The organism is Anaerolineae bacterium (assembly GCA_035529315.1).
Lineage (GTDB): Bacteria > Desulfobacterota > Desulfobacteria > Desulfobacterales > ETH-SRB1 > Desulfaltia.
On sequence record DATKWZ010000004.1, the window covers coordinates 1 to 12,285 of the forward strand.

At 38.4% G+C, this 12,285-nt stretch carries 13 protein-coding genes and 1 pseudogene; 2 read left to right on the forward strand and 12 right to left on the reverse strand.

The features are described 5' to 3' along the window. The coding region (locus VMW78_00710; protein ID HUV49532.1) for an exodeoxyribonuclease V subunit gamma at nt 1–3,608 on the forward strand (3,608 nt) is incomplete at its 5' end. 149 nt (nt 3,609–3,757) lie between these two features. Here the strand turns inward: VMW78_00710 and VMW78_00715 are convergent. The 10 genes and pseudogenes from VMW78_00715 to VMW78_00760 form a co-directional block, all read right to left on the reverse strand. Next, nucleotides 3,758–3,982, reverse strand: a complete 225-nt coding sequence (locus VMW78_00715; GenBank protein HUV49533.1) for a type II toxin-antitoxin system HicA family toxin — start codon at nt 3,980–3,982, stop codon at nt 3,758–3,760. Between the two features lie 2 nt (nt 3,983–3,984). Beyond that, on the reverse strand, nt 3,985–4,194 hold the full coding sequence (locus VMW78_00720; GenBank protein HUV49534.1) for a type II toxin-antitoxin system HicB family antitoxin: 210 nt from the start codon (nt 4,192–4,194) through the stop codon (nt 3,985–3,987). 228 nt (nt 4,195–4,422) lie between these two features. Continuing rightward, the gene (locus VMW78_00725) at nt 4,423–5,082 is read right to left on the reverse strand and encodes a zinc ribbon domain-containing protein (protein HUV49535.1); all 660 of its coding nucleotides are present in this window, start codon (nt 5,080–5,082) and stop codon (nt 4,423–4,425) included. Nucleotides 5,083–5,164: 82 nt separating this feature from the next. After that, a pseudogene (locus VMW78_00730) lies at nt 5,165–5,305 on the reverse strand (zinc ribbon domain-containing protein). A gap of 373 nt (nt 5,306–5,678) precedes the next feature. Then, a complete protein-coding gene (locus VMW78_00735; protein HUV49536.1) occupies nt 5,679–6,044 on the reverse strand; it encodes a hypothetical protein in 366 nt (121 codons plus the stop codon). Nucleotides 6,045–6,223: 179 nt separating this feature from the next. Further along, complete coding sequence (locus tag VMW78_00740) at nt 6,224–6,793, reverse strand: hypothetical protein (protein HUV49537.1); 570 nt, start codon at nt 6,791–6,793, stop codon at nt 6,224–6,226. A gap of 119 nt (nt 6,794–6,912) precedes the next feature. Then, nucleotides 6,913–7,224 (reverse strand): hypothetical protein, encoded by a 312-nt coding sequence (locus VMW78_00745; protein HUV49538.1) that lies wholly within the window; start codon nt 7,222–7,224, stop codon nt 6,913–6,915. Nucleotides 7,225–7,283: 59 nt separating this feature from the next. Further along, nucleotides 7,284–7,649, reverse strand: a complete 366-nt coding sequence (locus VMW78_00750; protein ID HUV49539.1) for a hypothetical protein — start codon at nt 7,647–7,649, stop codon at nt 7,284–7,286. Nucleotides 7,650–7,760: 111 nt separating this feature from the next. Next, nucleotides 7,761–8,045 carry a hypothetical protein gene (locus tag VMW78_00755; protein HUV49540.1) on the reverse strand — a complete coding sequence of 95 codons (285 nt, stop codon included), beginning with the start codon at nt 8,043–8,045 and terminating at the stop codon, nt 7,761–7,763. A gap of 69 nt (nt 8,046–8,114) precedes the next feature. Beyond that, complete coding sequence (locus VMW78_00760; GenBank protein ID HUV49541.1) at nt 8,115–9,071, reverse strand: hypothetical protein; 957 nt, start codon at nt 9,069–9,071, stop codon at nt 8,115–8,117. Between the two features lie 559 nt (nt 9,072–9,630). Here VMW78_00760 and VMW78_00765 point away from each other — a divergent pair. Further along, nucleotides 9,631–9,852: a hypothetical protein gene (locus VMW78_00765; GenBank protein ID HUV49542.1), complete on the forward strand. Its 222-nt coding sequence runs from the start codon at nt 9,631–9,633 to the stop codon at nt 9,850–9,852. A 1,241-nt stretch (nt 9,853–11,093) separates the two neighbouring features. Here VMW78_00765 and VMW78_00770 read toward each other — a convergent pair. Next, nucleotides 11,094–11,414: a type II toxin-antitoxin system PemK/MazF family toxin gene (locus VMW78_00770; protein HUV49543.1), complete on the reverse strand. Its 321-nt coding sequence runs from the start codon at nt 11,412–11,414 to the stop codon at nt 11,094–11,096. Continuing rightward, on the reverse strand, nt 11,401–11,631 hold the full coding sequence (locus VMW78_00775) for an addiction module antitoxin (GenBank protein ID HUV49544.1): 231 nt from the start codon (nt 11,629–11,631) through the stop codon (nt 11,401–11,403). The genes VMW78_00770 and VMW78_00775 overlap by 14 nt, the downstream gene beginning before the upstream one ends. Nucleotides 11,632–12,285 lie beyond the last annotated feature (654 nt).

Below are 12,285 nucleotides of genomic sequence, written 5' to 3' on the forward strand. Positions count from 1 at the left end.
GTTTGGATAAACTGGCAGATCAATTTGCGGCAATAGTTGATCTGGAAAACAGGCGCAAGGAAAACATGTTTAAAGCCCCGTTTGTAATTGCCCCCAATGCCAATCTTGTAAAGTGGCTGCAGGTTATGCTGGCGCGAAAACGGTCTGTTTGCATGAATATGGATTTTCAGTTTTTAGAGACAGGTCTGTGGTGTTTGTTGGCCAATCTGGATGATGAAAAAGTAAATCCAAAGCTACCAAAGCTACTTGATAAAGACTGTTTGCAGATGCTGCTGCTTTATGCACTGCAAAACCTCGATGAAAACAAAATTGAGTTCAAACCGATAAACCATTATCTCCTCAATCCTGATAATATTAAAAGGCCGGATTATGCCGCAAGGCTCTGGCAGCTTTCAGAAAAATTCGCCGGTCTGTTTCAGGAATATGAATTTCATCGCTGGGATATGATTCAGAAATGGCGTGAAAACAAGATGTTGCCCCAAGGTATGGAACTGTGCCAGCAAAAGTTATATTTGCTGGCAGATGAATTGCGGAATAAACTTTTCCATAATTCCCACATCCTCTATCTTTCAATGATGGAATATGCAGACAGGCTTCTTGTTGGGGAAAGTAAAGAAAAGGCAGTTGCCGGCAATGCAAAAGATTTTGTGCATTTTTTCGGACTGTCCCAGATTTCTCCTTTTCATCTGCAGCTTATCGGACGTCTGAGCAGCTATTATGAGATATTTATATATGCTTTTAATCCATCCCGTGAGTTCTGGGAAGATATCAAAACACCCCAGGAAAAAAGATGGATTGAAAGAAAAGGGGTAAAAAAACTTCGAATTACCCGTGCAGAGCTGCATCAGGGGGAGCTGTCAGGCCATGATGATTCAGGCCGGGATGATAATGAGCTTTTATCCTTATGGGGAAAACCAGGGCGGGAAAGCATCCGGCTTTTATGTGAGCTGACAGATTATGATTTTAATGCCTGCTTTGCAAAAGAAAAAGCCCCTGCAACGGTGCTACAGAGAATCCAAAGCGATATTTTGACCCTTCCTTCTGAAAAAGCCGGGCTAAAGCAGGACAGGTCTTTGCAAATTGTCGCATGCCCCGGCATATACAGGGAAGTTGAGACAGTATATAACAGCATCTTATATAATCTTGAGCAGGATAACGGGTTGCAGCTAACCGATATCGCAATCCTTGTGCCGGATATATCAAAATATAAGTTTGTTTTTGACTCTGTTTTTAATCGATCTCCAAAATCTATCTCATATAATCTTGTTGATTCACATGCTGAGATAGAAAGCATATTCGGCCGCGGGGTTTTGTCTATTTTTAATTTTGCCACAGGCAGATTTTCACGCAAAGAGGTTTTTGATCTGATTTTAAATCCCTGTTTCATGAGCAAGTGGAAGATAGGGCTTGAGGAAATAAGGATATGGGCATGCTGGGCTCAGGAATTAAACATATTTCATGACTTTGACCAAATTTCAAAAAAGAAAAAAGGTTATTGTGAAAGCCCTTATTATACTTGGAAACAGGGGCTCCAGAGACTGCGCCTGTCAAGGATTATGTCAAATCCCGCGGAATCGGAAAGAGATGTTTCAGACAGCTTTAAACACTTTCAGGACATTGTTCCGTATTTTGATTTAAACTCAGGCAATGTTGATCTAATGGAAAAATTCTGCGTTGTAATTGAAAAGCTGCATAATGTTGCCCTTGACTTGAATAATGTCATGCTGTCAGGGAAGGAGTGGAAGAGCCGGTTTGTAGAAGCATGTGATGAACTGCTGGATATACCTTCGGACCTTGCAGGAGAAACAAAGGTTAAACATTCTCTTATTAATGCGCTGGACAACCTGCAATTTTATGACGCTGTCAGTGAAGATGATAAAGACTCAAGGCTTGGTATAGAGGTGATTAAAGAATTTATTAAATCCAGCTTAAGCTCAATATCAGGAGGTTGTGGCGATTATTTGACCGGCGGGGTCACAATCTCCGCGATGCAGCCGATGCGCCCCATACCTTTTAAGATAGTTTATATATTGGGAATGGAAGAAGGCTCATTCCCCGGGAAAGCGGAAAGTTCATCACTGGATCTCAGGCTGCTTAAAAGGCGGATAGGCGATATCAGCCTGCCGGAACGCAACTGTTATATCTTCCTTGAAATGCTGCTTTCTACACGTGACAAGCTGTATATCAGCTATATTTCAAAGGACCTGCAAAAAGACCGCATCCTTCAGCCATGCTCGGTGGTCAATCAATTACGCAGGTATGTTGAGAGTAAAATCTTGTTGGACGCACAGTTGTTTCAGGTTGCGGAAATTCCTTTAAAGGGCAGCAGTAACAGGTATCTTGACAAAGACAGTATAAACGACCGCTTTGATGTGATGGTAAACTATTCAACGGCTGACAGGATAGCGTATTACAGGGAAAACAATTTATGGGACAAGGTTAAGGAAAAGGCCTTAAAAAACGACTTAAACAATGCCGCGGCATTTTATCCTGACTTTAAACATGAGATCGAGGCTGCTGAAGATGAAGACATAATTGCTGAAAAAATTACTTTAAAACAATTGAAAAGTTATTTGCTGGATCCGGTAAACCAGAGCGTGAAACTGCATCTTGGTATTTTTGATGAAGAAAAAGACATAGAGGAAATCGCCGTCAGGGAAGATGAACCCTTTTATTCGGAATTTCCAATAGATTATAATTTAAAGGTTGAGACATTAAATTTGTGGGTGGATTCAATATTTTCTGTTGAAAACATAGGAGAGGGAAGACAAAAACCAGAAGATCTTTTTGAAAATGTTTATGATAATTTTCAGCGTCAAAGCAAAACACCGGAAGGGCTATTTGCTTTAATAGATAAAAGCGAGCTTGAAAAGGATGTATCTTTAAGATGCGCTACCCTGTCGCTGGTTCTAAAGCAGATGGAGTCGGCAGAGAATCTGTACAGATCTGTTATTATTGGAGACCAGCTCGATGATTACAATGCACGGGCAGACAGACTTTTCATTAAGCATTTTAAGCCGTTTGCAATGACGATTAACTGTATAAATACAGCAGATGAAATTATTTCCCGCACAGTTGAACTTCACGGCCAGATTCCGTGGATGTGGAAGGACCAGGATAATGGATGGCATTCGCTGATATTGACCGGAGCGGAAAACAGGCCGAAAAAAGATCCGGATAAATATGTTCTGCAGCCGCTTTTATTTTACATGTGCTGCATGGCAGGTCAGGAAACCTCGGATTGGATAGGAAACAGCAGCATAACCTTTCACATCGCGTATAAAGAGGATATTAAAACCTGGTCATATCAAATCAGCAAAAAAAGCTGTATAAATTACCTTGAGCAGCTGCTGGCCGATTATCTCAGCCAAAAAGAGCTGCAATGGCTGCCATTTGGGCCTGCAACTTCAGGAAATATAAAGCCTCATGAAATTGCAGAAAATAAAATTACTGAAGATATTAAGACAGATTTTCAAATTCAGCTTGCAGAGGCACTTTCAAAGGATGACGCTGATCTAATCAAACTTGCAAAACCAAAAATTCCATCAAATGCCTTTGACAGGGCAAGGCAGCGCTTTAAAATTTTTTTCAACTACATTAACAGCTAAAGACCTTTATGCCTTTTCAGCAATACCGAAGAAAGCGGTTATATATTGCAAGGATCAAGAGCATACTTGCCTCCTTTTCTTTCTGACCCTCATGCTGAGTGCCGTGGTGGCTGAGGGAGAAAAACTATCAGCCACCCGATTTGGCAGTTCTACTGATTTTGCAAGAATTCTTCAACAGTCAGCCTGATGTCCCTGACGATTTTCTTTAGCAAAATAGGCGATATATCCCTGCCGGTATGAAATGGCACCGTTGTTCCCCTACCATCTGGATGGCGAAATTGCTTGTGAGAACCTTTTTGCCGGACTTCAAGAAAACCGAGACGCTCAAGCATAGACACAACTTTATTAGGTTTAAGTACCGGTACTGTCCCCATGGTTATGCCACCATAACGTTTTGAGTGCCAACAAATTCACCCTCAAACTCTGGCTCTCCGTCTTCAAGAAGCATTTCAATTACCTCTTTTAAGTTCTTGTTTAATTCATCTAATGTTTCTGCTTGCGAATGTGCTCCCGGAAGTCCAGGGACAGAACCAACATAAAGCCCGGTATCCGAACATTTTTCTATGATTGCTGTAAATATTTTCATTTGTAACTCCTTTTTTCATTATTGCCGATAGGACGGACGGCCGAAGGCCGAGCGAGCAGCAGCGAGCGGTCCGTCTTATCAGTTAGAATAGGTGGAAGATTTTCCATATATTGCATAATCGCGTTAATAGCATGGAAAATTCAAAAAAATCAGATCGAATCCTAAATTTCTGCTCATGGATAGGGGAAGGTTTATCTTTTGGATGCCATGCCAAAAATTAGTTTGCATTTAAATATCTCTACTACAATGCTTACAAACTTTTGCTTCTACTTTTATGATTTCAGCACAATATGGACATTTCTTTTCATCAGGTTTTAAGCGCTGAATTTTTGGTTTCTTATACTTATTAAGAAACTGAAAAGCTTTTCTGGAGGATTCATTCGCGCCATAACCTGAAAATTCAAAAACAACGTTCTGTTTTACAAAATTTTCATCTTCCCAATCGAAAACAATACAGTATTCCTTATATTTTCGCTTTTTAGGTGCCGCAAGTGAAAATATTCCAAGAGTTAAAATTCTTGTGGCTGTTAATCTTTGAGCAACAAAAGATTTATCTTCTAAAATAATATCATTAATTGAATTTCTGGGGATTTTACCAATTTCCTTACTACCAAACTTCCTGTCAGTTTCGAAACCAAAGGCATTAAGGGACACGAAGTCTGATTTAGCAAGGAACACGAAATCTGATTCAGTTATAGCGCAGTAAACATCATCCTGCTCAACAGAAGCGTTTTTAAAGCCACCCAAGTATTTAGGTAAGTGTATTTCTTCGATAGAACCAATGGACTTAAATACAGCTTTTATTTTAGCCCCTCTTTTGCTCCCATTTATAAGTCCGATAACAACAGCTATAATTATCATAATAATGGCAACAATGAAAAATTCCATAATATTAACCTTGTTTTTCTAAATGCCGTTAATTTTCAGTCCTTATCGCCCCATCCCTTTAGCAAATACCCCATCATTTTGATAGATCAGAGCCACAATGCTTACACTTTATAGCTTCAGCTTTAATCTTTTCAGCGCAATAGGGACATTTTTTAGTAGCTGATTTTTTTTGTTCTTGTTGTTTAAAATTAATAACATCGCTAATTGGCTGATTCTTTCCCAACGCTCCACAATGGGGACATTTATACTTACCCCATGATAGAGTGATAAATATCAGTCCTGGTATAAAGAAGAACAGTAAACCAAGCAGGGCAACGAACTGTGGAGCAGAGTTGTTCAACAGCCACGTTTTCATTTCACCTTCATATCCACAAGCTAAACAGCTTCGTCTATTAACTCCTTTTTTTGAAGTTCTCCTTACACCTTTAAATATGTAAACTATGCCGAAAATCAAAACACCTATTACTATAAGAATTACTATTTCTGGAGCACCCACAATTCCATCCTTCTCCCTTTTATAAACCAAGGCTAAACTTCCGGTGCTTTAACTACAACAACATCTCATGAACCACCAAGATTCCTGAAGCATCTCCATTTTACTTTTTATATTCCTTCCGGTTCCAGGAATTGTCGAATATGACCTCTTTGTCTTTAGATTTCTTGGAATATCCGGTTCGACTATTCTTTTTGTCATAATGGTGCCCAGTATCATCTTTGTCCCATTCAGTATGTCCGATCCGGTTCTGATCGATATCATAATGAGTGTTTTTGTTTTCTTCAGATATGGTATGTTCGGTGCGGTTCCACAAGCTGTCATAATGGGTCTGCCTGTTGCCATCTATCACTGTATATCCGCTTATTTTATGATACTCATCATAATGTTTTATAATATCACCAGCTATAGCTACAGGTACAGCGATAAAGCACAATATGGCAATGATTATAATATATAATCGGTTCATCTCTGTCTTAATACTGTCAGGACTTAATCCTATTTTTTATTTCAAACTCAATTATTTCAGCTTGAATAATGGAGTATCAGGTGGGTTAATTGCCTGAAAGCAGGATAGGTTCTCATCACGTTTAAACCCGCAGGGTTTCAATATCACGGGTAATATTGCCATTTCTTTTTTCCGCACCTTTATTTTTCCTGGGCTTGTTTTTTGTTTTTAAGCAAGCCATAGCGTTGCTCAGAAATAACTTGAAACCAACGACTCGTAGGCCAAAAAGAAGATCCTAAGCCAGGTTCAGAAAAGCCAAAACCCACGCTACTTATTTTTCCAATATCATTCTTCATTCCAATTAATATAAAAGGTCTTTTTTTCTTCCATAAAGGTGCTAATAATCCGGTAAGAATTACACGCGTTACTGTCAAGGATTCTTTAGTTTCCATAGAAATATCTACCATGTCTTCATAGGAAATACTAAAGATTTTTTTATTGCCAACGTTAGAGAAAAAAATCCTTTTATCTGTGATTACCATATCACCATTTTCGCAATAAGGACCAAAGGGTGGGTGCCCCCCTAAATAATGAACTCCCAATGTTTGTTTATGAATGGTCTTTTCATCATCAGATATAGAAGATTGAATATGCTCCTCCACTTCCTTCCTGTTTTTTAGGTATGTGGGAATAGCTATAATTAAAAATATACAAACTACAATAAAGCAAGCGATAAAAAACACTATCCATCCATAATTGTAAGAATACATGATTTTCGTTAGCCTCATTAAGTTGACCTGCGCCTGTTTTGGACGTCAGATACAGCAACCCATTGGGAACATAGGATATATTGTCGAAGTATTAGCGGATATTAGCCTTAATGTTAAATTTATCGTTGTGATGAAAGACCAAGCCCCTTGTCCGAAACAATCATATCTAACTTGTCAATTGATGAAAGGAGATTCTTTCTGGCTGCCTCTTCAGTAAACTCGTCTGTACCAAAACCGCAAAGTACTTGAAAATACATCTCGACATCATCAATCTTTTCAGCTAAAGCCGAATCAATAATACTGCCATTTTCATCTTGACTCTCATTGTAGAATCCAGCAAGCAGGGCATGTACCTTTGAATAAGTATCAAGATCATATGCTTCTGAATCTGCCAACCGGCGCAAAAAGGATATGGCTTTTTTAAAGTTCATATCTTCTCCTCCTTTAGTCCAACAATTATTATATACCAGGATTCCTGAAGATCTCAATTTTACTTTTTATAGCCCTTCCGGTTCCAGGACTTGTCAAATATGACCTCTTTGTCTTTAGATTTCTTGGAATATCCGGTTCGATTATGGTTTTTGTCATAATGGCTGCCGGTATTATCATTGTCCCATTCAGTATGTCCGATCCGGTTCTGATTTATATCATAATGAGTATCTTTGGTTTCCTCAGATGTTGTATATCCGAAACGGTTCCACGATCTGTCATAATGGGTTTGCCTGTTGCCATCTATCACAGTATATCCGGTTATATTATGATCCTCATCATAATGCTTTATAATATCATCGGCTACGGCTGCAGGTACGGCAGTAAAGCACAATATAACAATAATTATAACATATAATCGGTTCACATGTCTGCCTTAATGCTGTTATAACGTTCATAAGTATATAAGTAAGTCATGCCGCAGCAGCATTTTATATGATTATGTCTCTCTTTCCCCCTGTCAGTAATGAATAACCTTTTATCTTATTTTCTCAACAAATATTTCTATCCAATTTTTGATAATTTTTTTAAAATCAGATTTTAATACACACTTCTTACAAACACCGGTCTGTGTACTATATTGGCATTTTTTGCCATATTTCAGAACCGACTCTAAATCTGTGGGGTCTCTTTCTTCAAAATAATAAAGCCTCCATTCAAAATTTCCATCTTCATAATTTTTACCTATCAAATCTTCATCATTTTTATCTATCAAATATTGGTATAATCTATCAACAGTCCTTCCACAGTTATCACATTTCATTACCTTCTCCCTTCGTATTTCAGATCAGATTTAGGGGGGTCGTTCATATTGACCCATTCGGTAGGCTGATTATCCGCCCATTAATTTTGATAGAGCATCAATAGTCTGTGCCGCTGTGTCTCTCAAGGAAGGAGCGAGTTGAATTAATGCATTTAATGACATGATAGATATTTTACTAATTTGGCCTGCTGCAAACTGTTTTAGTTCGTCAATAATTGTACCTTTAATTTGTTCGGTAAAATTATCGGTTGTTTCCTGAGCTTGGACAGTAGCACGAAGGCTCTCAATGACATCTGGCGATATAATTGGACTCTTGTCCCCAAAAGTGGCATTTCCATAATTAGTGAAATTTCCAATTTCAATTTTTGACATGTTCCCCATCTCACTTTTCATTTCTTCTAGTTGGAATTTTCCTTTTGTTTTCTCCGTAATTCGAATCTCGAGCTTATAATATTCTGGGCTGTTATCAATTATTTTTTGTTCTTTGTCAGTAATAGAACGTAACTCTTTTCTCTTTGTTTCCATATCAGCATCAATTTTACGTTCTTGAATCCTTGGCCCTTCAGGAATATGAACAAAACTAGAATATTCCATTTGATAATGACGAGAAATTATTTTTGTTTTCACCCAACCTTCATCCTCTGCTTCCATGATGACTTTTGGATAGCTTTGCGGGAGTAAGATAATGCCATCATTTTGCGGACCAGAAACTGCCCCAGCATTCCGAAGTTCAGCTTCAAATTCTGGAGTGAGAAATATCGCTGGTATGTGGTGAGGCTGTTGAAGTAAATACGTTTCGGCAAATAGGATATTGGGGTTTTCATATAGATTTCTAACAACCTTCTCTAAAGCTTCTTTTCCTCCATCTGGTAAAGAAAAATAAGCAGGGCCAAGTGTTAGCGCTTTTCCTCTTTCAAATGTAATAAAGGGAATATTTTTCCCATCCTGGCTTGATATTTTCATTGCCGTAATTTGCCTATATTTGGGAAGCCTAAAAGGAATTATAAGGCGATTTTCTGATATCATAAAAACATAATCCTTTCTACCGTTCTTTAATAAAAAAAATCAAGTGATAATTAACTACCCCGCATCAGGCAATAGGGTATCTTCGCAGGATTTCTTTGATTTAAAATAGTGGGGAAAGCACAAACCGTGGGGTATTAGCACCGCAGGAGCGTGGCGGGATACTTGCTCCTGATTACATAATCAGAATTATTGGATGGACGTACTTGTATAAGGCAGGATTTTGTCGGGGCTGAAATTTGTTGTTATAGACTCTTGATTATGATGAACCTCAAGTCTGTCCAATAATTGAGGTCTGATTATGTAAGAAGAAGCAAGTATCATGACATGCGTGTCGATTCCTCGGTCTAAAAGTCAAAAAAATTCAGTAAGGAGAAGGATGGAAAAATGACTATATTCCTGCGGCCAATACTCTGGCTTGCTTAAAATCTAACTTTAACAAAGTATCCCATCCTATCAGTAATTTATTGAATGAGTTCCTAACTAAATCGTAAAACGGAGTCCTGCTTTATCGAGATTTGCCTTTCTTGACATTGCGACTTAATGGTTTTATTTTAATAAAATGGAACCAAAAGACATAAGAAAAAAAAAGGGAAAAAAAGTAAATTTCACAGTTTGCACTATCGTTGCGATATTTCTTGTTGTGGAGGTTGGCAGTCATAATCCTGACAAAATGCCGCACGGACATTACGAAGAAAATCCCGTAAGCCTTAGTGCTTCCCATCTTCATGGCAACTTTAGCCGCAATGCGTCAATAGATACAGCTATTAGCCGATATTTGTAATTGATTAGGTATATAAGGGTTTTTTGATAAGCGAAGAATCTCTTTGCCCCCTTTTTACACCTTCTCAACTTTATTCCTTATCCAGCTTTCTACCGCGTTAGTCAAATTGTAACTCAACAAACAATTCCGACATAATCCAGTTTCGATGAAATGCTTTATATTATCACCATCTTTCCAACAATAAATAATATACTCATTTTCTTCCCACGTAAAGTCATATAATCTATCAACATCCCTGTGACAATCAGTACATTCCATTTTTAATCCCTTGGCCCTGCCTTCGTTCTTGGGTGATGTTGTTCAGTCGTTTATTTCTTAAATTTTCTCCTGAACCCTATCACCCAGACCAATCCAGAGCCTAAAAGAAGCATTGTGGTAGGTTCGGGGACAGGATTATAGTTTTCTATTTCTATAATATATCCTGGCTCTATGCCAATTCCATTTACATCATTCCATGCTGAAATCTATGGGACATCCTTTAGTTTATAAGTTTATATCTTCAAGAATACAATAATGTTTTTATTTAATGCTTCTCAGATTATGAGTTTGTATCACAGAGAAAGAGAGCATCTGAGTTTTTTTCCGTTCGAGGTTTCAGATCCAGGGTTGTGAAGCAAAAAGCCCTGTTTCTTCATGTTGCTAAAAGAAACAGGGCTTTATTATTTTGTAATCCAGTAACAGGTCACGTGATCCTCCTTTTTGAGGTTCAAAAACAGACTAAAGATAATTTTAAATATTATATATCAGATGAAAACTTAAACTTTTTTCATATAACCTATACCTTGATATCAGGTCAAGAAAGTATCTCTTAAATTTGAGGCGATTCCGAGCGGAAAATGGGTAAAATTAAAGCAGGGAGTTGCAAATACGATTGGAAATTAAGATTTAACCTTCGGGACTGGGTACGGCTATGTCCCTGCTGTAAGTCACCCATGGTTATTCTGGGATTTCGTCGAACTGCACGGGAACCAGGATAACTCTTTTTGTTGGCTAAGGCTTGCAATTCATTTAAACAGGAGGAAAAAACTTTTATGAAATAGATAATTTCTTAAGCCTATTACAGGTTAAGGCACTCCCTCGCCTTGAAAAAAGTGCGCTTTTTAAAAACGCACTTCCTACCCCTTGTTCAAAAAAAAGATATTTCCTTATATACAGAATATGTAGATACACAGGGCTTGTCCAACAACCGGATAAGATTGTGGTTCGCTGCGCTCACACAATCTATCCTTATTCGTTCTGCCTTAGAGATCAAGTTGAATTGTGATAGCCTGGCCTATACCCTCCATCTCAGTAGAGGAAATCGATCCTGCTGGATTAATTAGCCGCTTCTTGCTCACTGTGGTAAGCTGATCGGCCATAGCCTTGGCCTTTTTTCCACGAAACGTCACATATGTTTCGCTTGGGTAGAGTTTACCAACGCTACTCGTCAGGGGCACGACTTGGACTCTATTAAGGAAATGATTGGCAGCATCATTGCTTATGATGACGGCCGGTCGCTGCTTGCGGATTTCACCTCCAACGGAAGGATCGAAGTTAATCCACCACACTTCACCTCTCTTCATCGTTTAAGTCTCCAAATGTGCCCTCGGCCCACTCAAGGGCTTCGGATTCCCTGACACTATCAGCAGCCATCTCTTTATATGCACCATACATATCTTTATTGACAACATGAGGGCGAACTAACTCTTCGATAAAACGGCTGATTTTTCGCGGTCCAATGACTGCCCGTAAGCCGTCATAGACCTCTTCGTCTATGGTCACTGTAAGTTTTTTTTGCATCGCAAGCACCTCCTCAAATGTTACACGTATAATACACGTGTAACATTTTGAAGTCAAGAGGTCAGAAATATTTTTCTAAGAGGCAGAACAAGTGATTATATAGTTTCCTGATATTTACCATGATCCTAAATCCACCGCCTAACCCAACCTCATGGTTACAAAATTTATTTCATGCGATATCAATAGGTTGTCGTGGTGCGAGGAAAGGTTTGGGCGCTGTTGGGTTAATCAATCTTAATCCGCGTCATATTTTTCCCTATTTTTTTTAACACTGTCAGGGTATTCTGATATAGATTACTAATTTTGTGGTTTATAATATGGTATGAGATTGCTTTGCTCCGCTCTAATCGGGATTCGTGATGACAATAATTGAGTGAAGGTTTCATAATATGCATTTTGACATTGTAAATTAGCGGCTGTTTTATTAATTTGGGCTTGGTATCCAAGACAAAGAAAAAGATCGTAACTATTTAGCCACAGACTTACACAGATAAATGCAGAGCTGAATCGAGTATCAGGTGATAAGTATTAAAAACAACTTTTGCGTCTTTGCGTGAGATATATTTTAAGGAACTAATTTAATACAATGTCTTTAATACCCGTTCATGACTGCAAACAGGTTGACCTTAAAAAGCACGGGCTTATAGAAGCGTC